The sequence below is a fragment of the Daejeonella oryzae DSM 19973 genome, from assembly GCF_000422945.1.
Classification (GTDB): Bacteria; Bacteroidota; Bacteroidia; order Sphingobacteriales; family Sphingobacteriaceae; genus Daejeonella; species Daejeonella oryzae.
In genome coordinates this window covers 1,461,313-1,486,059 of the sequence record NZ_AUHA01000002.1, presented here as the reverse complement: position 1 = coordinate 1,486,059, position 24,747 = coordinate 1,461,313, and the positions used below count along the sequence as shown (strand labels likewise).

Below are 24,747 nucleotides of genomic sequence, written 5' to 3'. Positions count from 1 at the left end.
TTAGTTAGCTTTTGGTTCAATATTCTTACTGTCAACTATCAGAGTAACGTGATTAGAACGCTTGCGAATTCTATGTCCACGACCCTGAGGAGCTGGTCTTAATCTCTTCAACTGACGTCCACCGTCTACCATGATTGTTTTCACAAACAATTCATTGTCTTCCGGACGCTGGCCTTCGTTTTTAGCCTCCCAGTTTTTGATGGCTGATAATAAAAGTTTCTCAACTCTTATTGCAGCTTCTTTATTCGTATACTTTAAGATGTATAACGCTTTCTCAACTCTTTCACCGCGGATCAGATCGACAACCAATCTCATTTTACGTGGTGAGGTAGGGCAATTATTTAATTTTGCTATTGCTTCCATTGCTTATTTCCTCTTTTCAGCGTGACCTCTAAATGTCCTGGTTGGAGCAAATTCTCCCAATTTATGACCAACCATATTTTCCGTTACATAAACAGGAATAAATTTATTTCCGTTATGAACTGCGAACGTATGACCGACAAAATCCGGGGAGATCATTGACCGACGTGACCAGGTTTTAATTACCGATTTTTTATTAGCATCATTCATAGAGTTTACTTTCTTCTCTACGTTATGATCTATATAGGGTCCTTTTTTTATTGAACGAGCCATTATTTCTTCCTTCTCTCAATGATGTAACGATCCGATGATTTCTTTTTGTCGCGAGTTTTGAAACCTTTCGATAACAAACCTTTTCTAGAGCGAGGGTGACCACCTGATGATCTACCTTCACCACCACCCATTGGGTGATCGACTGGGTTCATGGCTACACCACGAACTCTTGGGCGACGTCCTAACCAACGTTTTCTACCTGCTTTACCTAACACTTCGTTAGCTTTTTCAGAGTTTGAAACGGTTCCGATAGTAGCCATACAAGTAGATAAAATCATGCGGGTTTCGCCTGATGGCATCTTGATGATAGCGTATTTACCGTCACGTGCTGATAACTGGGCATATGTTCCGGCGCTACGAGCAATTGTGGCACCTTGTCCCGGATTCAATTCAATATTATGAATAATAGAACCTAAAGGAATGCTTTTTAATGGTAATGAATTACCAACTTCGGGTGGTACAGCATCGCCAGAAACTATCTTCTGACCTACTGTTAAACCTTCTGGAGCAATGATGTAACGTTTCTCACCATCGGCATAATTTACCAGGGCGATACGTGCGCTACGATTCGGATCGTACTCAATTGTGGCAACAGTTGCGGGGATATCGTTTTTATCGCGTTTAAAATCAATCAATCGGTATGACTTTTTATGTCCCCCACCGAGATAACGCATAGTCATTTTACCGGAATTATTTCTACCTCCAGATTTCTTGATTGCTGTAACCAACGACTTTTCAGGAACGTTAGTTGTTACATCAGAGAAAACTCCTCCTACTCTGAAACGAGTACCAGGGGTAACCGGTTTAAATCTTCTTACTGCCATGTCTTAATTAAATATTGCTGTAAAAGTCAATGGTTTCACCATCTTTAAGCGTAACAATAGCTTTCTTGTATTTGGCAGCATTACCAGATACCATACCTGCTTTAGTATTACGATTTTTTGTTTTTCCAAAAACTACCATTGTATTGATAGCTTCGATATTCACACCATACATTTTTTCGATCGCACCTTTGATCTGTAATTTGTTGGCTCTGTGATCACATTTAAAAGAAAAGCGGTTTAACTTTTCAGTTAATGCTGATGCTTTTTCAGTTAAAATAGGTTTCTTTAAAATTTCCATCTTATTTGGCAAACGCCTCCTCCAATGTTTTAACAGTTTCTGCAGTTAACAAAAGTTTTCCTGCGTTTAATACATCATATGTATTAAGCTGAGCAGCGGTAACAACTTTTGCTTTCTTTAAATTCCTGCTTGATAAATAAACATTATTATCTGCAGCCGGCAATACCAATAATGTTTTCTCGTCAGTCAGGTTTAAATCTGAAACCAACTTGATGTAATTTTTAGTACTGATAGCATCAAAACTGAAGTCTTCTAAAACCACAATATTGTTATCCTGTGCTTTATAAGTCAAAGCAGACTTACGAGCCAAAGATTTCAGCTTTTTATTCAGCTTAAAGCTATAATCACGTGGCTGAGGACCGAATACACGACCACCACCATTAAACAATGGAGATTTTATTGATCCGGCACGGGCACCACCTGTACCTTTTTGCTTATATAATTTGCGGGTTGAACCTGCAATTTCATTACGTTGTTTAGACTTGTGCGTTCCCTGGCGTTGATTCGCAAGGTATTGCTTAACATCTAAGTAGATTGCGTGATCGCTGGGTTCTACCGCGAAGATCGCATCAGGAAGTTGCACCTTGGCACCTGTTTCTTTGCCTGATATATTTATTACGTTAACTTCCATCCTCTTATTTATCAACGATTACGTAAGAACCCTTAGCTCCCGGGATTGAACCGCTAACTACTAATAAGTTTTGTTCCGGATACACTTTCAGAATCTCCAGGTTTTGGATCTTTACACGATCACCACCCATACGTCCTGCCATGCGCATTCCTTTGAATACACGTGAAGGCCATGAAGAAGCTCCTAATGAACCCGGCGCTCTTAAACGGTTATGCTGACCGTGAGTTTGACCACCCACACCACCAAAACCATGGCGCTTAACAACACCCTGGAAACCTTTACCTTTAGATGTACCAACTACATCCACGAAGTCTCCTTCGGCAAAAATTTCTACAGTAACCGTATCACCAAGGCTTTTCTCATCTTCAAACGTCTTAAACTCAACCAGCTTACGCTTTGGAGTTGTGCTTGCTTTTACGAAATGTCCTTTTAATGGTCCGGATGTGTTTTTTTCTTTCTTTTCATCGAAAGCTAACTGAACTGCTGCGTAGCCGTCCTGATCAACGGTGCGTAGTTGAGTTACTACGCAAGGCCCAGCTTCGATAACTGTACAAGGGATGTTTTTCCCTTCAGCATCGAAAATGCTGGTCATTCCTACTTTTTTTCCAATAATTCCTGACATTTTCTAATAATTCAATTTGTGCCCATCGAAGCAGTAGGGCTTCGTTCAAGGCATAGTAAACCCCTTAAAGGGAGGGCAAAGATAGAAAAGTCTTATTAATTATCAAACAGTTAGGAAGTTATTTTCTACAATAAGTGATAATATATTTTTTATCCGCACATATTGTTTTAATAAAATGAAGAATTATTCTTTGAATTTCTTCAATATAAAACGAAAAACAGGAGAATGATTGTATTTATCAGCAAATTATAAATTCAACATTTAATAAGAAAGCAACTAAAAGAACATTTAAAAATACATCTCTTATCAATATATTTAAAAGGTTGATTGCCAACTTTAAAACACTTTTTAATGTGATTTAATAACATAGGCAACAATAAATGATTTTTAAGACGGTTACTTTAGAAGGTTTTTAAATCAATTTCTTAGTTCATGACAAAATATACAGCAAAACATTTCTTATCATTTTTCCTGCTCCTGGGATTTTTATGCACTTCTGCAATTGCCCAGGATACATTAAAGACTTCAGATCCTACTATTTCAGGTCAGTATAATGAACTTATTAAAAAATCTAAAAATAATAATCAGGGATATAAGATTATCAATCCGGTAAGGCTGCAAACCTTTAAAAGAAATCTCACGGATAGTTTAAATACAAGCCGGCAAAAACTTGCCGAGGCAATTTCACAATTAAATGATCAGAACAAGCAGATTAATACTTTAAATGCCGGTATAAAAACCAAAGAAGAAAATTTAAGTAAATCTGAAGATCTGATTAATCAAATTGAATTTCTAGGAATGCCAGTAAATAAATCTACATACAGTATGGTTATGTGGGGAGTTTTATTTTTGTTAGCAGCCGCCCTTGCGTTTACCCTGTTCCAATCGCAATCTTACAGAAAAGAAGCACGCTACCGTATTAAGTTATTTTCAGATTTATCTGAAGAGTTTCAGACTTATAAAATTAAAGCGAACGAAAAGGAAAAACGTCTTGCCCGAGAACTGCAAACTGAAAAGAACAGAGTTGACGAATTAACAGCACGTTAGTTATTTTAATTTCAACTAAAATATCGTACTATTAAAGACAATGTGTTTAGTAATAAAGACAGTATACTGACAATACTCAATCGCTTATAGTTTTTCCCAATTCAATATTCCCCTGTTTTTAAAGTCTGGAGGAGACTTCCTCTTTAAATTTCTGTTTTGGTTTCATAGTTGATTACTATATAACTATTAAACCAGAAAATTATGAAACCTTACAGCAAAATTCTAGGTGCCGCAATGATCATTGCATTGGCATCATGTAACAACAATCAAAAAATTGTTCCCGGAACTTACGTAGATCTAAATACGGGAGATTCTATAGAGGTGATGGCAGATCCCGAAACCGGATATGCCTATAATGCAGAGACCAAAAAACCTGTGTATTTATATGTTGATGACAATCAGGATACTGTTTTTACAACTGGGGTAGTAGTTAATAATAAATTAATTGCGAGTACAGAAGGCATTTATGAAGTGGATGAAACCAAAGTTAAGGTTGATGATGAAGAGATCAAAATAAAATACGACGACTACAAAAAGAAAGTAGATGGAGATGAATACAAAGTCAAAAACGGTGATTATAAAAAGAAGGTGGATGGCGATGAGATGAAAATTAAAGATGGAGACTATAAAAAGAAGGTAGATGGCGATGAAGTGAAAATTAAAGATGGCGATACCAAGATAAAAATAGAAGACGGAGTAGTTACTAAAACAAAAAACTAAACAATTACAGATTTAAAATTAAACAAAGCAAAATGAAAACGACTTATAAATTAGTTTTAGGAGCAACAATGATGGTTGCATTTGCAGCCTGCAATAACGAACAAAAAACTGTTGAGATGAATGATTCTACTGATACAGATAATGTAGAATATACCGAAACCAAGGCAACCGTAGTTCCGGGATCTTATGTAGATCTGAATACTGGAAAAACAGTTTATATTGTGGTTGATCCCACAACTGGCTACGCAATTGACAGCATCAGCAAAGTTCCTGTTGACTTTTATATCAACCCGACCACCTCTGATACTTTATACAAAACAGGATTAGTAGTAAACCATTCGTTGGTTAATACCGGTGGAAAATGGAGTTTTGATGAAACTAAAGTTAAAGTTGACGGCGATGAAATAAAGATCAAAGACGGCGATTCTAAAATCAAGATTGACGGTGAAGACAGCAAAGTGAAAGACGGTGATTATAAAAAGAAAGTTGACGGTGATGAAGTAAAGATCAAAGACGGAGATTCGAAAACCAAAATTGAAGACGATGAAATGAAAACAAAATCAGGAAACTAATTCTGTTTTAAATTGACATAAAAAAGCTTTCCATATTCTGGAAAGCTTTTTTTATTTGTTAATAATCCTGCCGGAGACAGCAAAATCTGAACTTGATTTTCTGATAGATGATAAACCCACTCCGGAAGCTAGCCTCTAAAAAATAGAAACAAAAAAGGCCACCCATCGGGTAGCCTTTCTTTTATCATTAAGTATAACCTATACTTTGATTTCTACTTCAACACCACTTGGCAATTCAAGTTTCATTAAAGCATCAACAGTTTTAGAATTAGAACTGTAAATATCTAACAAACGCTTGTAAGCACATAACTGAAATTGCTCACGAGCTTTTTTATTCACGTGCGGAGAACGCAAAACTGTGAAAATTTTCTTTTCAGTTGGCAATGGAATTGGTCCGCTAACTACAGCACCTGTAGGTTTTACGGTCTTAACGATTTTCTCAGCAGATTTATCTACTAAATTATAATCGTAAGATTTTAATTTGATTCTGATACGTTGGCTCATTTTTATTTTTAGTTTATGATCCTCGTTAGAGCTATTTATAACGAGAACCTGATTATTTTATCTGATTAAAGAGTCAGGAATAAAACGATAATCATCTTTACTCCTGGATCTCTTATCTCTTTTGCAATTAAGCGTTAGCTGCTTTTTTGCCCTTAATTTTAGCAATAACTTCTTCCTGTACGTTTCTTGGAGCTTCAGCATAGTGATCAAACTCCATTGTAGACGTTGCACGACCAGAAGTGATAGTACGTAGTTGAGTTACATAACCAAACATTTCTGAAAGGGGAACAGTAGCCTTAATAACCTGAGCACCGGCACGTGAATCCATACCTAAAAGCTGTCCACGACGACGGTTCATATCACCGATTACATCACCCATGTTTTCTTCAGGGGTTAATATTTCGATTTTCATGATCGGCTCCATTAAAACAGGCTTACATTTTGGTAAAGCTTCGCGGAAGCAGGATTTAGCACAAATTTCAAATGATAAAGCATCTGAATCGACCGCGTGGAAAGATCCGTCAATTAAACGAACTTTCATATCCTGTAAAGGATATCCGGCCAAAACGCCATTTACCATTGCAGCTGCAAATCCTTTTTCGATAGAAGGGATAAATTCACGGGGAATAGATCCACCAGAAATTTCATTGATAAACTGTAAACCAGTTTTTCCTTCATCATTAGGAGAAATAACAACCTGTATATCGGCAAATTTACCACGACCACCCGTTTGTTTCTTATAGGTTTCGCGGTGCTGTGTAGTACCTGTAATTGCTTCCTTGTAAGAAACCTGAGGAGCACCCTGATTTACTTCAACTTTAAACTCACGTTTCAAACGATCCATGATAATATCCAGGTGAAGCTCGCCCATTCCTGAAATAACTGTCTGACCAGTTTCTTCATCCGTTTTTACGTGGAATGTAGGATCTTCCTCTGATAATTTTCCTAAAGCCATACCCAATTTATCTACGTCTGCCTGAGTTTTAGGCTCGATAGCTAAACCAATTACCGGCTCAGGGAAATTCATAGATTCTAAGATGATTGGGTTTTTCTCGTCACAAAGAGTATCTCCTGTTTTAATATCTTTAAATCCAACAACTGCTGCAATATCACCCGCTCCAACATTTGGAATAGGATTTTGCTTGTTAGCATGCATTTGGAAGATACGGGAAATACGCTCTTTGTTACCAGATCTCATATTGTAAACATACGAGCCTGCTTCAAGGTTACCTGAGTACACACGGATGAAACATAAACGGCCTACAAACGGATCGGTTGCAATTTTAAATGCTAATGCTGCGAATGGCTCTTTTTCAGATGGCTGACGAACAATTTCTTCACCAGTATCGGGATGAGTACCTGAAATACCTTCCACATCCATCGGTGAAGGAAGTAATTCCATCACGTAATCAAGCATGGTTTGAACACCTTTATTTTTGAAAGATGAACCACAAACCATAGGAACAATCTTTGCATCCAAAACAGCCTGACGTAAAGCATCTAAAACTTCACGTTCGGTAATAGTTTCGGGTGCATCGAAGAATTTCTCCATTAAGCCTTCATCATATTCCGCTACAGATTCAAGAAGTTTTTCTCTCCACTCAGTTGCTTCCTCGATCATATCTTCCGGAATTGGAATTTCGGTAAAGGTCATTCCTTTATCGTGCTCATTCCAAACAATACCACGGAAGTTAATTAAATCAACCACACCTTTGAAAGTATCTTCAGAGCCGATAGGCAATTGCAATGGAACTGCATTAGACCCAAGCATGTCCTTAACCTGCTTCACAACTTTTAAGAAATCAGCACCTGAACGATCCATTTTGTTAACAAAACCGATACGTGCAACGCTGTAGTTATTTGCTAAGCGCCAGTTGGTTTCAGATTGAGGCTCAACACCGTCAACCGCAGAAAACAAAAATACTAATCCATCCAATACACGTAATGAACGATTTACCTCTACGGTAAAATCCACGTGTCCCGGTGTATCAATAATGTTGATATGGTATGTTTGGCCTCTGTATTTCCAATCTACAGTTGTAGCTGCAGAAGTAATAGTGATTCCACGTTCCTGCTCCTGTGCCATCCAATCCATAGTTGCTGCACCTTCGTGCACTTCACCTATTTTATGACTCACACCAGAGTAGTAAAGAATACGCTCGGTAGTTGTGGTTTTACCCGCATCAATATGAGCTGCAATCCCAATATTTCTTGTGTATTTTAAATCTCTTGACATTATATTTTAATTAGAATCTGAAGTGAGAGAACGCTTTGTTCGCTTCAGCCATTTTATGGGTATCTTCTTTCTTTTTCACTGCGGCACCTTCGCCTTTAGAAGCAGAAATAATTTCACCGGCTAATTTCTCCATCATGGTTTTTTCACCACGCTTACGCGAATAGTTAATCAACCATTTCATTCCCAAAGCAATTTTACGCTCCGGACGAACTTCTGTTGGAACCTGGAAATTTGCACCACCCACACGACGAGATTTAACCTCAACTGCCGGCATTACATTATTCAAAGCTTTTTTCCAAGCCTCCAAACCGCTTTCGCTGGTTTTTTTCTCTATTAATTCTACTGCATCGTAAAAAATGCTGTATGCAATGGATTTCTTTCCATCATACATCATGTTATTTACAAACCTGGTTACCATTACGTCGTTAAACTTTGGATCTGGCAGGATGATTCTCTTTTTTGGTTTTGACTTTCTCATGTTGCTTTCCTCCGTTTATTTCTTTTTACCCTTGGTTGGAGCTGCTGCTACCTGACCTGGTTTTGGTTTTTTAGTTCCGTATTTAGAACGACGCTGATTACGACCGGCAACGCCTGAAGTATCTAATGCACCACGGATGATGTGGTAACGCACACCTGGTAAATCTTTAACACGACCACCACGGATTAACACGATAGAGTGTTCCTGCAAGTTGTGACCTTCACCCGGAATGTAAGCATTCACTTCTTTTCCGTTGGTTAAGCGCACACGTGCAACTTTACGCATTGCTGAGTTTGGTTTTTTAGGGGTAGTGGTATACACACGGGTGCACACTCCTCTTCGCTGTGGACAGCTGTCCAACGCTGGTGACTTACTCTTGTCAACCAGAGCTACTCTACCTTTTCTAACTAATTGTTGGATAGTAGGCATTTTTTCCTTTTATTGTTTATAGTTTTATCCTTATTTAAGGGACTGCAAAAGTAGAAACTTAATTTGTGATAATCAAGAGGTTGGGATTTATTTATTTAGCCTGGATTAAGATTTCCATCGGTGGACTATAAATAATGAGCGTACCAACAAGAATGATAAGCTAAAAGTTCTTAAATTAATATTAACTCCATCCGGAGATTATATCAGTTCCTGTAATTAATAAACAGTTTAATTTAACAACTAATCTATAAAAACTAAGATAATGAATTCCAATCTCCAGCTGAATCTGGCATATAATTTTGTGACGTTTACAGACCGGAACATTTTCCTTACGGGAAAGGCTGGAACCGGAAAAACCACTTTCCTACACAATTTAAAAAAGTCATCGCCTAAACGAATGGCTATTGTTGCGCCAACCGGGGTTGCAGCAATTAACGCCGGCGGAGTAACTATCCATTCTTTTTTTCAAATGCCGTTTGGTCCTTACGTTGCAGAAGGTGCAGGATTGGCAAATGATAATGCGCAAAGACAGAAAAGATTTAATCGCGACAAAATCAACCTCATCCGCAGTCTGGATTTATTGGTGATCGATGAAATAAGCATGGTGCGTGCCGATACTTTGGATAACATGGATGAGATACTAAAGCGCTATAAGAATCCAAACAAACCCTTTGGCGGAGTGCAATTATTAATGATTGGAGATTTGCATCAGCTCTCGCCGGTAGTTAAAGATGAAGAATGGAGAATCCTGAAAGATTTTTATCCTAATATGTATTTCTTCAGCAGTAAGGCCTTGCAAAAGACATTGCCGGTAAGTATTGAGCTTAAACATATTTACCGACAGTCTGATACGTATTTTATTGATTTGTTAAACAGCGTTCGTCAGAATAATATTGATGCAAATATTTTACAACAGCTCAATCAGCGCTACATTCCAGATTTTAAACCTGCGGATGATGAGGGATATATTACCTTAACAACACACAATCAATCGGCGCAGCAGATTAATGAAGTAAAGCTCAAAGAGATCAATAAACCGGTATACACTTTTAGTGCAGTTATCCGGGATGACTTTCCTGAATATACATATCCCACAATTGCAGAGCTAGAATTGAAAATAGGGTCACAGGTAATGTTTGTTAAAAACGATCCATCCCGGGAACGGTTATTTTACAATGGTAAAATTGGCCGGGTGCTTAAAATTGAGAATGAAATTATTTATGTTAAGTGCCCCGGAGATTTACACGTAATTAAGGTTGAACCTCTTGACTGGACTAATATTAAATACACTCTTAATACACAAACCAAAGAGGTTGAGGAGCAGATAATTGGCAGCTTTACACAATATCCGCTTAAGTTAGCCTGGGCGATAACAATCCATAAAAGTCAGGGTTTAACTTTTGAAAAAGCAATTATTGATGCAAACGCAGCCTTTGCACACGGGCAGGTTTATGTTGCTTTAAGCCGATGTAAAAGTTTTGAAGGAATGGTGCTGCGTTCGCCAATTTCTTTTAATAGTGTAAAAACAGATGGAACGGTTGCTGAATACACCAAAAATGCAGACAAAAATGCCCCGGGCGAGCAGCATTTGCAGGATTCTAAAATTGCTTTTCAGCAATCCTTATTATATCAGTTATTTGATTTTACCTCTATCAAATCACGCTATTATCATTGCAGGAAATTGGCTGAAGATCATCATCCCTCGCTGCCTGCAACACTTATAAACGAATTAAATACCTTGCACCTCAATTCAGAAAAAGAAATTTATACTGTTGCAAATATCTTTAAAAAGCAGCTCGGAAACCTGTTAATTTCTGAAGATATGCCTGAAGAAAACACGGAACTGCAGGAAAGATTAAAAAAGGCATGCTCCTATTTTCATGAGAAAATTGAAACCGGGATTTATCTGACTTCGCAAAAAATCAATATAGATAGCGACAATAAAGCTGTACAAGCAAGTATAACCGAAGCGATGGCTACTTTGCAAAAAGAGGCTTTTGTAAAGATGGCAGGTATGAAGGTTTGCCAAAACGGTTTTTCTACTCTCTCCTATCTTCAAACTACAGCAAATGCAGAAATAGATTACTCGGAGAAGTCAAAAAATAATAAACAAATAAGAACGGTTAAATCCCCTTCTGATATAGCTCACCCAAAACTTTATACTGAACTTAAAAGATGGAGGGATAATTTGGCTGAAGAGAACGATTTGCCGGTTTATATGGTATTGCCACAAAAGGCCCTTGAAGAACTGGTAAAAAAATTACCATCAAATCTGGATGAACTTGGATCTGTTAAGGGTATTGGAAAAACAAAAGTGAAGCAATATGGCTCACAAATAATGAAATTGATTAATGATTATTGCGAGGATAATGATATACAGCGGACTGCAATGATGATTCCTTTAAAAGCGGAAAAAATTAAAATTGACACTAAAAAACTTTCATTTGATTTGTATAAAGAAGGGAAATCAATTGCGGAAATAGCTTCTGAACGTGGGTTTACAACCGCAACCATAGAAGGTCATTTAGCGCATTTCATAAGTAGCGGAGAAATCTCTATATTCGATATTGTTTCAAAACTAAAAGTTGCCAGAATTATGGCCTACATCATTCAGCATCCGGGTGCAGGCAGTAATGAAATAAAATCCGCCTTAGGAGATGATATTTCTTACGGAGATTTAAAAGCTGTGATGAATCATCTTGCATTTATTAATGCAGAAGTTGAATAATCAATTCAACTTTTAATAAAAAGAACCGGTAAAGCATTAGCCAATTAACTCTTTCCGGTAAACAGACTCCTCGAAACCAAGCAGGATGCCTTTTGATGTTTCCAGAATTGGGCGCTTAATTAAACTTGTTTTTTGTACTATGACCGCAAATGCGGTTTCAGGAGATACGATGGAAATCTGAGTTTCCGCATCTAGCTTTTTCCAGGTAGTCCCTCTTTTATTAATCAATGCTTCCCAGCCGACCTGATCTGCCCATTCCTTTAATTTGCTTTCGCTGATGCCTGATTTCTTGTAATCATGGAACTCAAATTCAATATTATTTTCATTGAGCCAGGTTATTGTTTTGCTAACTGTATTACAGTTTTTGATTCCGTAAACTTTCATCACATTATTTATTAAATCTGGTCATGGTTAATTCAGCTCCTGCACTCACGAAACTTTCGATAATTTCTATACAACGATCCGTTAATGCCGGTAAATCCAGTAGTTCTTCTTTATCAAATCCGGATAATACATAATCAACCTGCCGGCCTTTAGGATAATTATCACCGATACCAAATCTGAGCCTTGGATAATCGGATCTTCCAAGAACTGCTTCAATACTTCTTAAACCATTATGACCGGCGGCACTTCCCTTGGGTTTTAAACGAATAGTGCCAAATGGCAAGGCCAGATCATCCACAATAATTAATACATTCTCAACCGGAATTTTTAATTCCTGCATCCAGTAATTAACCGCTTTACCACTTAAATTCATGAAAGTGGTAGGTTTAATTAAATGTATTTTTTTGCCCTTATGACTCAGCTCCGTGTAATACGCCAGACGCATGTTATGAAACGATTCCCTGGCACGGCGGGCCATTTCATCCACTATTATAAACCCAATGTTATGTCGAGTATCAGCATATTCAGGACCAATATTTCCCAGGCCTACAATCAAGTATTTCATAAAAGGTATTTATATAGGATAAAAGATAAATTAAAAAAAAAGCAGTACAGAATAATTCTGTACTGCCATTTATCATTGTAATTTACACAATCTGTGCAATCAACAAATTATTTTTTGCCTTCGTTTTCAGCTTGCTTCAATGCACGAGACATTGTTACAGAAACGATTGTATCATCAGGGTTGTTCATAATTTTGAAATTATCAAATTTCAATTCATTAACACCTACTGATTTACCAACATCAAGTTTGCCGATGTTAACTTCAACACTCTGAGGCATATCTTTTGGCAAAGATTTAACACGCAGCTTACGTAACTTCTGAACTAATTTACCACCAATTTTTACACCCGGAGATACACCGGTTAATTTTACCGGAATTTCCATAACAACTGGTTTCTCATCGTTTAACTCTAAAAAGTCAACATGTAGAGGAAGATCAGTTAATGGATGAAAATGCACATCCTGAATGATAGCCTGAGTTTTAACACCCGCTACATCAAGATCAACGAATTGAACATCTGGTGTGTAAACCAAACCTTTCAAATCAGATGCTGAAACGGCAAAGTGGATTTGATTTTTACCACCGTAAAGAACTGCTGGTACCAATCCCTGGTAACGCAATTCCTTAGCGTCTCTTTTCCCTACGTTCTCTCTTGGAGAACCGCTAATTGCAATTGATTTCATTATTTATTTATTTAATTGTTTGTATTCTCTTTTTAAAAATCAGAATTTATATTCCTGATTCTTTTAACTTTTTTCCTGTTTAATCAACTCTGAACAGCTCGCTTATAGAGCCGTGTTCGTTTACATTCGCAATTGCTCTTGCAAACAAATCTGCTGTTGACAATACTTTTATTTTAGGACTCTGTTGCTTCAAAGGAATGGTATCGGTAACTATTAATTCAGCTAAAGCCGAGTTTTCAATTGTTTCAATTGCCTTTCCGGATAAAACAGGATGTGTACAAACCGCTCTCACGCTGTTAGCACCATTCTCCATTATTAAGCCCGCTGCTTTCGCTAAAGTTCCTGCTGTATCGCAAATATCATCAATCAATACAATATCCTGACCGGTTACATCACCGATGATGGACATTGACTCAATTTCATTAGCACGTTTACGGCGTTTATCACAAATAACAACCTCTGCATTAAAAAACTTTGCAAATGTACGAGCTCTGTAAGATCCGCCCATATCTGGTGAAGCAATGGTAAGATTTGGTAAATTCAATGCCTTAATATGCGGCACAAAAATTACTGATGCATCCAGATGATCAACAGGAATATCAAAAAATCCCTGAATCTGAGCAGCATGCAAATCCATAGTCATAATACGGTGTGCACCTGAAGCGGTGATCAGATTAGCCATTAATTTAGCTCCGATAGCAACCCTGGGTTTATCTTTCCGATCCTGACGGGCTAAACCGAAATAAGGAATAACTACCGTAATGTAATGAGCAGAAGCACGCTTTGCTGCATCCGTCATTAATAAAAGTTCAACCAGATTATCATTAGGCTGATTGGTAGATTGAATTAAAAAAATATCACATCCCCTAACAGTTTCATTAAAATGCGGCTGAAATTCCCCATCACTAAATCTGGAAATAGTTATATCTCCAAGATCTTTACCATAAGCTCTGGCAATATTTTCTGCGAGTACTGTAGTTCCGGAACCGGCAAATAATTTTACGGGATTGAAAGACAAGGGCATGGCGCTCGGGAGTAATAGGATTAAAAAAAATTCGGATTGAAATGCTCAATCCGAAATCCTTATTGTTGCCCGACCAGGATTCGAACCTAGACAAACTGCACCAAAAACAGTTGTACTACCTTTATACTATCGGGCAATTCTAAATCTAAGGGCTAACGTCCTTTTGAAATGGAATGCAAATATAGCGGGATATAGTATATCCTGCAAATCAATTTTATTTTTTTTTAAAATTTCTTTAACTGCCTGACAGAGCGGTTAAATTGTGTTAAATGAAAAGCAAGATTTCCAATTTATCAATTGTATTCACTATTTTCGGCAGCAAATTTTTCTTAAAAGACAACCCCAAACAATGAATTACCAGAAAATAAATAACATTTTAGGTTGGACAACATTTGTTGTAGCCGCGATTGTTTACACCTTAACATTGGAACCTACCGCAAGCTTTTGGGATTGCGGAGAGTTTATTTCTGCCGCTTTTAAATTACAGGTTGTGCACCAGCCGGGTGCTCCCCTTTTCTTAATGATTGGCAGAATATTTTCATTGATAGCCGGAGACGACTTAAGTAGGGTAGCTTATTGGGTAAATATGAGTTCAGCACTTGCAAGTGCCGCAACCATTCTGTTTTTATTCTGGACCATTACTGCTTTAGCAAAAAAAGTATTGGTAAAACCTGTAGAAAAGGTGTCAACTTCCCAATTAGTTATTATCATGGGTTCCGGGTTGGTTGGCGCATTGGCTTATACATTTTCAGATTCATTTTGGTTTTCGGCGGTAGAGGCTGAGGTTTACGCCCTTTCCTCATTATGTACAGCAATTGTCTTCTGGGCAATTTTAAAATGGGATGCTCATGCTGACGAACCCTTTGCAGACAGATGGTTAATTTTCATTGCCTACGTTATGGGCTTATCTATAGGTGTCCATTTGTTAAATTTATTGGCGATTCCCGCTATTGCTCTGGTTTATTATTTCCGAAGAGCTAAAACACGAACTTCCGGCGGAACAATTCTGGCGCTTTTTGTAGGTATTGTTATTCTGGCTTTTATCCAGTACGGAATTGTTCAGTATCTGGTTAAATTTGCCGCTTATTCTGATCTGTTCTTCGTGAACACCTTGGGCTTAGGGTTCGGATCTGGAGTTACTTTCTTTGCCATACTTCTGATTATTGCACTTACATCCGGTATATTATATACTATTAATCCAAAACGCACTTATTTAATTGCAGCTGTAGCTTCTTTTGTAGCCCTTATGACCATTGGCGGTGGAATTGGCGGAATGATAGTTTCTGCAATTTTATTAGCCGGTCTTGAATATCTGATTAAAATCCGTCAAAAACGCCGGATTTTAAACCTGGCTCTCATCTCAATCGTTTTTATTATTTTAGGATATGGATCCTATGCCATGATCGTAATCCGGGCTAAAGCAGATCCAACATTAAACAACAGCGATCCGGACAATGCATTTGCTTTACTGAGCTATGTAAACCGTGAACAATATGGCGATCGTCCATTATTATATGGCCAGTATTTTGATTCAAAGCCAATAGACAACAAGCAAGGTGATGTGATTTATCGCAAAGGAAAAGATAAATATGTGCAGGCAGGTCGTAAGTTCGAGCGTGTTTATGACCGGGACACCTTACTGCCGAGAATGTACAGCGATGACGGACAGCATGTAGGTTATTATCGAGACTGGATGGGTATGACCGAAACTCAGTCTCCTACCTTTATGGATAACATTGGATTTTTGATAAGCTATCAAACCAGTTTTATGTACACCCGTTATTTTGCATGGAATTTTATAGGCAGGCAAAATGATGAACAGGGCCATGGAGATTTTACACATGGAAACTGGCTTAGCGGAATCACTTTTATAGACAATATGCTTTTAGGCGGCCAAAATGATCTACCTCAGAGTCAGCTCGAGAATAAAGCATTTAACCGTTTTTATTTCCTGCCTTTTATTCTGGGAATTATTGGTGCTTTCTGGCATTTTAAGCGAAATCAAAAAGATGCGGGAATAGTGGGTTTATTATTTTTCTTCACCGGTTTAGCCATTGTTCTTTATCTGAATCAAAACCCATTACAACCACGTGAAAGAGATTATGCCTATACGGGATCTTTTTATGCTTTTGCGATCTGGATTGGTTTGGGGGTTGCGGGAATTGCCGATTTGCTTCGTAAAAAAATCAATTCTAAAACAGCTGCCATTACCGCAACAGTTTTAGGTTTATTAGCAGCGCCCGTGCTGATGGCGAAAGATGGCTGGGATGATCATAATCGTTCTGAAAAATACACAGCCCGCGATCTGGCAAGCAATTATCTGGAGTCTTGTGCACCTAACGCTATTCTATTCACCTACGGAGATAATGATACTTATCCGCTGTGGTATGCCCAGGAAGTCGAAAATATCAGACCAGATGTGCGTGTAGTGAATTTAAGTTTACTGGGAACAGACTGGTATATCCGCCAGATGAAAAAGAAAGTTAATCAGGCAGATGCACTTCCAATCTCTATGCCCGATGAAAAATTTGTACAAGGTGTAAGGGATGTTCTGGGCTACCAGGATTATCAGGTTCAGGGTGCAGTAGAATTGAAAACTCTGTTTGATGTTCTTACTTCAGAAGATGATGCAGACAAAGCAACGTATCAGGATGGATCAAAAGAAAACTTCCTTCCGACTAAAAGCTTCAAATTAACTGTAGATCCCAATGTAGTTCTTTCAACAAATACTGTAAATGAAACTCAGAAGAGTCAAATAACCCCGATGATGGAATGGAATTACAACAAGAATTACGTTACAAAAACCGAACTGGCTATTTTTGATATCCTGGCTCATAACAACTGGAAGCGTCCGGTTTATTTTGCGATTACTGTTCCTTCTGATAACTATATCGGATTAGATAATTACCTGTATAATGAGGGATTTGCTTACCGCTTGCTTCCTTTGCAACAACCTGCTCCCGACAGCACTCAGCAACGTCAGGAACTGACCAATACCGATGCAATGTATGACCACATGATGAATAAATTCAAATGGGGAAACATGAAAAATGCAGCTTACCTGGATCCGGAGTCTGTAAGAATGATTGCGGTGATCGTAAACAATTTCAATATCCTGGCAGAATCTTTATACAAACAAGGTCGTACAGCGGAGGCCAAAAAAGTTCTTGACAAATGTCTTGAAGTTGTTCCTAACAAAAACTTCTCTCTGAATTTTACAATCCGCAAATTTTATATGGCCGATTTGTTTTATAAACTTAAAGATATTCAGAAAGGAAATCAGATTACGGAAAGCACCGCAGATTATATTGAGGATCAATTGAATTATATGTATGCCATTTCTCAAACTAAAGAAAATCTTGGAAAACAGGATATTCAACTTGGAATGTCTATCATGAATGAGCTTGTAAAAATTACTGAACAAAACGGACAGACTGCTTTAAATGCAAAATTGCAAAGTAAATTTAAAGCACTGGAGTCTAAATTTATTGGCGGCAGACAGATGGAATAAACATCAGAGCTTTAAAACTATTAAATTAACTTGTAACAATAAGGCCTGCTATCTTACAGAAGCAGGCCTTTTATATATTATTAAATATCAGGTTTGATAGTATTTAGACTTAAATCCTTTTGATATTGTAAGGAAATATCAGCTATTCTACCACAACTCCCATTGCGCAAAACTTATCAATACGTTCTGTAATGATCTGATCAATGCTTTTGCTTTTTAAAATGGCCAGATCTTTTAAAATCTGTTCTTTAATAGTATTGGCCATCATTTGCGGATTGTGATGCGCTCCGCCCTGCGGCTCTTCGATTATACCATCAATCAATTTATTTTCCAGCATGTTCTTAGAAGTAAGTTTCAAACATTCGGCTGCCCTTTGTTTAAAATCCCAGCTTCGCCATAAGATAGAAGAACATGATTCCGGTGAAATTACAGAATACCAGGTATGCTGAAGCATATATACTTTATCGCCAATCCCAATTCCCAAAGCGCCACCCGAAGCACCCTCGCCAATAATCATACAAAGGATCGGTACTTTTAATACTGACATTTCTAAAAGGTTGCGGGCAATAGCCTCGCCTTGTCCGCGTTCTTCTGCTTCCAAACCTGGATAAGCACCCATTGTATCAATGAATGAAATAACCGGCTTGTTGAATTTTTCAGCAAGTCTCATCAACCGCAGGGCTTTTCGGTAGCCCTCCGGATTTGCCATTCCAAAATTGCGATACTGGCGTTCCTTTGTATTTTTCCCTTTTTGATGGCCGATAATCATTACGGTTTGACCGGCAATGGTTGCAAATCCACCAATAATGGCTTTATCATCTTTTACGGTGCGGTCACCATGCATTTCTATAAAATCATCGCATATATAGGAAATGTAATCCAACGTTTGCGGACGATCAGGATGACGGGAAAGTTGTACTTCCTCCCAGCCTGTAAGGTTAGAATATATGGTTTTCCGTGTTTCTTCCAGCCTTGATTCAAGCTCTGCAAGTGTAGCCGTCATATCTACCTTGGTTTTATCAGAAACTTGGGTGATCTTATCAATCTGGCTTTGCAGATCGGCTATTGGCTTTTCAAAATCAAATGTTGTATGCATTTATCCACATAATGAGCCCGCTAAAATAGGCATTTTTACCAATCCAAAAGCAAGCTTAATTTGAATAACCTCTAATCCGGTTATATTTTTTGATTTGATCAGGACTTAGAATCCGTCTGGCCTTAAGATGTGCCTGCAGATGAGCATTTCTCAATTCGGCCTGATAAAGCCCTATTTTGTTTGTATAGTAGATAATAGAACCTTCATTTGCCTTGCCCGAAGCAAATAATTCATTAATCTTTTTTTCTTCAGCAAGTATAAATCCTGCCATTTCCAGTGCTTTAAATTTCATGGCTTCTATCGCAGCCGTTAGATGAGTTTTCTGCAAAGCTGAAAGTTTAAGCTCTTTTTCCAAATCCAAAACATGCATCGGTCCCGGATAACTGTTTAATTCTGCCGGCTTTGCCAAACCCATTCCCTTACCATGTTTGTAAGCATTATATTCAGAGAGAGATAAGGACTTTATGGGAGATTTTTCCGGTTCATCAGTTACCTCCTGCGAAGTTTTATCTACGGTTTGATTGTGCTGAGAAAAAGCTTTGCCGGTAAATGCAACAGCAATTAGAAATATTTTGAATGTTCTGTTCATATACATATGTTTATTTCGGAACGAAAATCACAACTTAAAATTTTAGAGCGGTTCTGTTTTCATAAAATCAATTGATCGTTTCTCCGCTATTATTTGCAAGCCAGCTTTCTGCACAGGCTTTATTAATAAAAAATTCAGCTTTAATTTCACTTTCTTTATGTTTTACTAATTTATTGGCAGATAACCTGCTGAACGTACTTCCAGAGTATATCCAGGCAAAATTTCTCAATCCGGCTTCTTCCATTTGCGGAAACCAGATTTCGCCTCCCCAGTCGGCAGCCTCAGACCAGCTACCAATTACTTTGGAATTATCGTTTAAAACTTTGCTGCAGTTATTTTTTTTCAGAAGATCCAGCATCACCAGGCAACCCTTTTTAACAGTCTCGAAGTTTTGGAACCCTTTCCATTCTGCATATAACCACTGTTTATCAGGTATATATTTAATATCAAGTTTTGAATCAGAATAAAAAGTTTGGTTATCTGTATCAGGTTTACATTCCGTTTTTTGAATACAAAGTGGCAAAGAGAAATAAAATACCGAACCAACTCCGGGTTCACTTTCTATCCATAAACTGCCCTGATGTCTTTTAAGAATTTCATTTGAAATAAATAAACCCAGACCTAATCCCTGAAAACGCATGGAAGTATTATCCACACGATAATATCGGTCAAACGTTTTTGAAAGATTCTCCGGTTCAATGCCAATACCAAAATCCTGCACAGAAACTACAATATTATCATCTATAATTTCAAGCTTGATTATTACCTTATCTGCATCAGGAGAATATTTGATTGCATTGGAAAGAAAATTGAAAATCACCTGCTCTATTCTGAATCGGTCGCCTTTAAATAATACCGGTTCCGTTTGCGCTATAATCAACTGATGTGAATGTGAAGTAAGTTGCATGCTTCTGACACTATCAGCAAGCATCTCCATAAAATCAAATTCAGTTTCGTTGTATACCAATTTACCGGCATTAATTTTAGAGACGTCCAGAAGGTCAGAAATAAGTCTTTCTAAACGCAATAGATGATCTGATGCTTTCAAAGCAAATTTATGAGCGCTATGATCATCATCCACCATTTTTTCTATAAGCTGTATGGACGCTTTAATACTTGTAAGGGGGGTTTTCAATTCATGGCTTGCGATACTTAGAAATTCATCTTTTTTCTCTGAAAGATCTTTGATAGCCTGGCTGGCCAGTTCCTGCTCCGTTATATCAACCATACTTCCAACATAACCTTCGAAACGGGAGTTAATATAAAGGGGGTTAGCCTGAGCAAAAACCCAATGAATCTTACCTTCAGCATCAATTAACTGAAGCTTATTATGATAAATAATACGGCGTTTTACACTTTCCAACCATTTGAATTTTCTTTCTTCAGAGTCATCCATAATTATTGCTGAATAAAATCCAAAGCCTAAACTATCGTTGAAAGATATTCCTGTAAACTCAATCCACTTTTTGTTTACATACACACATTTACCATCCACATCAGCCTTCCATACCATAAAAGGAGTTTCATCTGCAAGTATTTTGAAATACTTTTCAGCATGCTTTAACTGATCCACCTCCATTTTCTGATCATTGATATCGGTATTGGTTCCAACCCACATCACCACCTCATCTGAATTATCTTTCAGGCAAATAGCATTCGAAACATGCCATCGATATTCGCCGCCGGCATCCATCAAACGTGTTTCCATACTAAATTCTGTTTGATTTGTAAATGAATGGAGCAACTTTCTATTGTACTCATCCCGTTCATCCGGATGGATTAAAGAATCCCATTTCCATGAATTAACATCATCCAGAGAAATGTTGGCGTAGCTCATCCAGGCTTTATTCAGGTAATTCACATTGCCTTTTTCATCAGCAACCCAAACTTTATGAGGCATTGAATCGGCAATAAACTCCATTCTGTTTTTGCTGATTTCCATCTCTTTGTTAGCCAGAACGAGGTCGGTAACTTCAAATCCAAAAGCAGCAATACCGTCAATATCTCCTTGCTGATCATAAACGGGTGTAATATTAAAATCAAGATAAATTTCCTTCTGATGTCCGTTGGGTTCGGTAAAATTAAGTTTGTGTCTGCTTCCCTTTTGAGGCTTACCTGTTTCAAAAACCTCGCGGCCAATTTTTGCATCTTTTGGATCAATAAGGCCCGGATACATTTCTTCGGGAGTTTTGCCGTAATGATCGTTTCTTTTCGAGAATTCGGTTACTGCCCGGTTTACAAAATCATATCTCAGCTCAGGACCGCGTCTAACCGTGATAAATGCAGGCGCATTCATAAATACAGATTTGAATTCTTCCTGTTGTTTATCTATAATTTTTTGGAGAAGATCGGTTTTCTGGAAAGCTTCTTTGCGATTGGTGATATCAATTATATATGTTACAGCCTGCGCCCTGTTATGATCCTGAAGAGCTGAAGATCCTATCAGAACCCAAACCCGTGTTCCATCTTTCCGGATATATTGTTTCTCAAACGGAGCACATTGTCCTGAAGACTTAAGATCTTCAATAGCGGATAAAGATTGGGGTATAAATTCCGGAGCAGTTATCTCACTCCAGCGTATTTCACCTTTGATCAATTCTTCTCTTGAATATCCGATCATATTCAAAAATGTGTCGTTGGCATCTATTACCACTCCGTCAAAATTAGAAATCAGAATACCAATTATCGTTGATTCATAGATTTTTTCAAACTTATATTCGGCCGACTTAAGACGAATTTTTCCCTGAAATATCGTGTGACTTATCGTTTTTTTCAATGTTACAATAAGTACCAGAGCGAAAACCAGAAGTGCAGAAATTATAATTTTGAATACAGTCAATGAGAATATATCCAGCAAGAAAATAAGTACAGTTAAGGTTATTAAAGCTATTAAAATAGAGGAGCTCCAATTCAAACGGCCATAAATTTCTTTTTCGTTCATACTATGTTTTAATGGTGAAAAATTGAGTTAAAATCCAGACCAATTTAAGTGCCTGAATTTTGAACTGTTATGAATTATTTAAATTGCACAAGAAAAAAATTGTCTTCTGATCAAAACAAGAATGAAATTGATAAGTTAAGATCATGAATTCCAAATCAAAGTAATATGTCAAAAGTCATTCTAATTACCGGTACATCCTCAGGAGTTGGATTACACACCGCGGTTCATCTGGCCGCTCAGGGAAATAAAGTATATGCCAGCATGAGAGATCTTTCTAAAAAAGAAGATTTAGAAAATCTGGCCGGACTAAAAAATGTATCACTCGAGATCTTACAGCTTGATATTCAAAAAAACGAAGAGGTTGAAGCCGCCGTAAATACCATTATCAGCAAGGAAAACCGTATTGATGTATTGATTAATAATGCCGGCGCCGGATTTATTGGAACAATGGAACAGACCTCTATGGAGGAGATTCATAATACGATGGATATTAATTTTTACGGACCAATCAGGTGTATGAAGGCGGTTTTACCTTTTATGCGTAAACAGCATGCGGGTCATATTATAAATATTTCTTCGGTGGGAGGATTGGTGGGCCAGCCCATGAATGAAATTTATTGCGCCGCTAAATTTGCTCTTGAAGGCCTTTCTGAAAGCATCGCAACCTATATGGAGCCTTATTTTGGAATTAATGTTTCCATTATTGAGCCGGGCGGAATCATTACCGAATTTGGAAATAACATCTTTAAAAATCTGGAGAAATCCGGAGGAATTAAAAAAGGCGCATACGAGCCGCTGGTTAATGACTATATGGATTACCGGGCTTCCTTTACTGATGAAATGAAAGCAAAAGCCTTTCAAACTCCTGATCAGATTGCTGAACTTATATCGTCTTGCATTGCCGATAAAAAGCCTGCATTAAGATACCTGAGTTCTGAGAACGCAGAAAAATTTACGTATTTAAAATCCGGCCTGGATACAAGCGGAAATCATCTCCAGGCCATGATCCGAAAAAACATCTTAAACAAATAATTACGATTCAGGAATTGTAAAAATGATGCAGGTGCCTTCACCGGGTTCGCTTTCTACGCGGATAATACCGCCGTGCTGAGTTACAAAATCCTTCACCAGGATTAAGCCAAGGCCTGATCCTTTTTCATTATTAGTGCCCGAAACTGATTGGGAAGTAGAATTGCTAAATAAATTTTCACGGATTTCTGCTTCCATTCCAACACCCGAATCGGTGATGCAAACTTCTATCATCTTATCTAAACGCTGAGCAGTTACCGTTATTAATCCTCCCTGAGGAGTATATTTTATAGCATTGGTAACTAAATTCTGGAGTATGGACCGAAGCATTAAAATATCTGCATTTACATACACGTCAAAAGGAATTTTATTACGAAGTGTAATGTTTTTCTGAAGTGCGTTTGCTTTCAATAATTCCAAACTCTGATCCATTGCCCTAACCATATGAAGCTTCTCAGGATTAAAGTTTGTTTTTTCGTGCTGCATTTTGGCCCAGTCAACCAATTCATTCAATTGCTGAAGAATTTTATTGGAGGTTCTGTGAATGATTTTTGCCAGAGGCTGAATATCTTCAAAAGTTTGATTTTCGGTATCGCGGCTTAACTTATCTGAAGAAATAAGTAAAGCCGTAAGCGGATTCCGCAAATCGTGTGAAATAACTGACAAAAATTTATCTTTTGACAGATTCAGGTCTTTAAGTTCCTTATTTAATTCTTCAAGTTCCTGGGTTCTTTCAGAAACCCTTTTTTCAAGTCCCTGATTTAAGCGGATAAGTTCATCATTAATGCTGATCAGGTTTTCTTCCTGCCGCTTTAAAAGCATGTTCTTCTTATGCAATTCTGCAAAAACAGCAACTTTAGAGCGCAGTATCTGCGGATTAACCGGTTTACGGATATAATCTACTGCTCCGGCTTTATATCCTTTAAATACCGATGCATCCTCATAATCCTGACCGGTTATAAAAATAATAGGAATGTGTCTTAATTTATCACGCTGATAAATCAATTCAGCGGTTTCATACCCATCCATCACCGGCATACGAACATCCAAAAGTATCAGCGAAAAATCCTCTTCTTTTAAAAGAATTTTCAGGGCTTCTTTGCCAGAAAGAGCCTTGAAGAATGTATAGCCTTCTTTCTCAAGAATAACTTCCATTGACATCAGGCTATCCGCATTATCATCAACCAGTAGAATTTTTACCAT

At 37.7% G+C, this 24,747-nt stretch carries 24 protein-coding genes and 1 tRNA gene; 6 read left to right on the top strand and 19 right to left on the bottom strand.

All coding sequences use genetic code 11. The features are described 5' to 3' along the window. The 6 genes from rplV to rplC are packed head-to-tail and all read right to left on the bottom strand — an operon-like array spanning position 1 to position 3,008. Positions 1-363, bottom strand: coding sequence for a 50S ribosomal protein L22 (gene rplV, locus G521_RS0106905; protein ID WP_026897884.1), 363 nt, complete (start codon positions 361-363; stop codon positions 1-3). A gap of 3 nt (positions 364-366) precedes the next feature. Further along, complete coding sequence (gene rpsS, locus G521_RS0106900; RefSeq protein WP_026897883.1) at positions 367-633, bottom strand: 30S ribosomal protein S19; 267 nt, start codon at positions 631-633, stop codon at positions 367-369. Further along, positions 633-1,457, bottom strand: a complete 825-nt coding sequence (gene rplB, locus G521_RS0106895; RefSeq protein WP_026897882.1) for a 50S ribosomal protein L2 — start codon at positions 1,455-1,457, stop codon at positions 633-635. Before rplB ends, rpsS begins: the two co-directional genes overlap by 1 nt. 7 nt (positions 1,458-1,464) lie before the next feature. Next, positions 1,465-1,755: a 50S ribosomal protein L23 gene (rplW, locus tag G521_RS0106890; protein WP_026897881.1), complete on the bottom strand. Its 291-nt coding sequence runs from the start codon at positions 1,753-1,755 to the stop codon at positions 1,465-1,467. Between the two features lies 1 nt (position 1,756). Next, positions 1,757-2,386, bottom strand: a complete 630-nt coding sequence (gene rplD, locus G521_RS0106885; RefSeq protein WP_026897880.1) for a 50S ribosomal protein L4 — start codon at positions 2,384-2,386, stop codon at positions 1,757-1,759. Positions 2,387-2,390: 4 nt separating this feature from the next. Then, positions 2,391-3,008 carry a 50S ribosomal protein L3 gene (rplC, locus tag G521_RS0106880; RefSeq protein WP_026897879.1) on the bottom strand — a complete coding sequence of 206 codons (618 nt, stop codon included), beginning with the start codon at positions 3,006-3,008 and terminating at the stop codon, positions 2,391-2,393. Positions 3,009-3,440: 432 nt separating this feature from the next. On the opposite strand from rplC, the gene G521_RS0106875 reads away from it, so the two are divergent. The 3 genes from G521_RS0106875 to G521_RS0106865 all read left to right on the top strand — a co-directional run bounded on the left by G521_RS0106875 (position 3,441) and on the right by G521_RS0106865 (position 5,347). Continuing rightward, the gene (locus G521_RS0106875) at positions 3,441-4,055 is read left to right on the top strand and encodes a hypothetical protein (protein WP_026897878.1); all 615 of its coding nucleotides are present in this window, start codon (positions 3,441-3,443) and stop codon (positions 4,053-4,055) included. A 201-nt stretch (positions 4,056-4,256) separates the two neighbouring features. Continuing rightward, positions 4,257-4,775, top strand: coding sequence for a hypothetical protein (locus G521_RS0106870; protein WP_026897877.1), 519 nt, complete (start codon positions 4,257-4,259; stop codon positions 4,773-4,775). A 32-nt stretch (positions 4,776-4,807) separates the two neighbouring features. Beyond that, positions 4,808-5,347 (top strand): hypothetical protein, encoded by a 540-nt coding sequence (locus tag G521_RS0106865; RefSeq protein WP_026897876.1) that lies wholly within the window; start codon positions 4,808-4,810, stop codon positions 5,345-5,347. A 198-nt stretch (positions 5,348-5,545) separates the two neighbouring features. Here G521_RS0106865 and rpsJ read toward each other — a convergent pair whose 3' ends face one another. From rpsJ to rpsL, 4 genes are all read right to left on the bottom strand, one after another. After that, complete coding sequence (gene rpsJ, locus G521_RS0106855; protein ID WP_008244591.1) at positions 5,546-5,851, bottom strand: 30S ribosomal protein S10; 306 nt, start codon at positions 5,849-5,851, stop codon at positions 5,546-5,548. A gap of 127 nt (positions 5,852-5,978) precedes the next feature. Beyond that, complete coding sequence (fusA, locus tag G521_RS0106850) at positions 5,979-8,087, bottom strand: elongation factor G (RefSeq protein WP_026897875.1); 2,109 nt, start codon at positions 8,085-8,087, stop codon at positions 5,979-5,981. Between the two features lie 10 nt (positions 8,088-8,097). After that, complete coding sequence (gene rpsG / locus G521_RS0106845) at positions 8,098-8,565, bottom strand: 30S ribosomal protein S7 (RefSeq protein WP_026897874.1); 468 nt, start codon at positions 8,563-8,565, stop codon at positions 8,098-8,100. A 15-nt stretch (positions 8,566-8,580) separates the two neighbouring features. Next, positions 8,581-8,994 carry a 30S ribosomal protein S12 gene (gene rpsL / locus G521_RS0106840; RefSeq protein WP_026897873.1) on the bottom strand — a complete coding sequence of 138 codons (414 nt, stop codon included), beginning with the start codon at positions 8,992-8,994 and terminating at the stop codon, positions 8,581-8,583. 262 nt (positions 8,995-9,256) lie between these two features. Here rpsL and G521_RS0106835 point away from each other — a divergent pair, with 262 nt between their 5' ends. Beyond that, on the top strand, positions 9,257-11,722 hold the full coding sequence (locus G521_RS0106835) for a helix-turn-helix domain-containing protein (RefSeq protein ID WP_036678290.1): 2,466 nt from the start codon (positions 9,257-9,259) through the stop codon (positions 11,720-11,722). Between the two features lie 36 nt (positions 11,723-11,758). Here the strand turns inward: G521_RS0106835 and G521_RS0106830 are convergent, their stop codons facing one another. The 5 genes from G521_RS0106830 to G521_RS0106810 form a co-directional block, all read right to left on the bottom strand. Next, entirely contained in the window at positions 11,759-12,106 is a 348-nt protein-coding gene (locus tag G521_RS0106830; RefSeq protein ID WP_036678287.1) for an ArsC family reductase, read from the bottom strand. A gap of 4 nt (positions 12,107-12,110) precedes the next feature. Beyond that, the gene (pth, locus tag G521_RS0106825) at positions 12,111-12,671 is read right to left on the bottom strand and encodes an aminoacyl-tRNA hydrolase (RefSeq protein WP_026897870.1); all 561 of its coding nucleotides are present in this window, start codon (positions 12,669-12,671) and stop codon (positions 12,111-12,113) included. A 107-nt stretch (positions 12,672-12,778) separates the two neighbouring features. Next, positions 12,779-13,354: a 50S ribosomal protein L25/general stress protein Ctc gene (locus G521_RS0106820; RefSeq protein WP_026897869.1), complete on the bottom strand. Its 576-nt coding sequence runs from the start codon at positions 13,352-13,354 to the stop codon at positions 12,779-12,781. A 79-nt stretch (positions 13,355-13,433) separates the two neighbouring features. Then, positions 13,434-14,378, bottom strand: coding sequence for a ribose-phosphate pyrophosphokinase (locus G521_RS0106815; protein WP_026897868.1), 945 nt, complete (start codon positions 14,376-14,378; stop codon positions 13,434-13,436). A 65-nt stretch (positions 14,379-14,443) separates the two neighbouring features. Beyond that, a tRNA-Gln gene (locus tag G521_RS0106810) sits at positions 14,444-14,514 on the bottom strand. A 213-nt stretch (positions 14,515-14,727) separates the two neighbouring features. Here G521_RS0106810 and G521_RS0106800 point away from each other — a divergent pair. Further along, complete coding sequence (locus G521_RS0106800) at positions 14,728-17,889, top strand: glycosyltransferase family 117 protein (RefSeq protein ID WP_026897867.1); 3,162 nt, start codon at positions 14,728-14,730, stop codon at positions 17,887-17,889. A 142-nt stretch (positions 17,890-18,031) separates the two neighbouring features. Here G521_RS0106800 and G521_RS0106795 read toward each other — a convergent pair whose 3' ends face one another. From G521_RS0106795 to G521_RS17740, 3 genes are all read right to left on the bottom strand, one after another. After that, positions 18,032-18,985 (bottom strand): acetyl-CoA carboxylase carboxyltransferase subunit alpha, encoded by a 954-nt coding sequence (locus G521_RS0106795; RefSeq protein WP_026897866.1) that lies wholly within the window; start codon positions 18,983-18,985, stop codon positions 18,032-18,034. 55 nt (positions 18,986-19,040) lie between these two features. After that, positions 19,041-19,574 (bottom strand): hypothetical protein, encoded by a 534-nt coding sequence (locus G521_RS16690; protein WP_051189545.1) that lies wholly within the window; start codon positions 19,572-19,574, stop codon positions 19,041-19,043. A gap of 67 nt (positions 19,575-19,641) precedes the next feature. Next, complete coding sequence (locus tag G521_RS17740; protein ID WP_051189543.1) at positions 19,642-22,515, bottom strand: PAS domain S-box protein; 2,874 nt, start codon at positions 22,513-22,515, stop codon at positions 19,642-19,644. Between the two features lie 165 nt (positions 22,516-22,680). Between G521_RS17740 and G521_RS0106780 the strand changes: the two genes are divergently transcribed. Further along, positions 22,681-23,547: an SDR family oxidoreductase gene (locus G521_RS0106780; RefSeq protein WP_026897865.1), complete on the top strand. Its 867-nt coding sequence runs from the start codon at positions 22,681-22,683 to the stop codon at positions 23,545-23,547. On the opposite strand, the gene G521_RS0106775 is transcribed toward G521_RS0106780, so the two are convergent. Further along, a complete protein-coding gene (locus G521_RS0106775; RefSeq protein ID WP_026897864.1) occupies positions 23,548-24,747 on the bottom strand; it encodes a hybrid sensor histidine kinase/response regulator in 1,200 nt (399 codons plus the stop codon).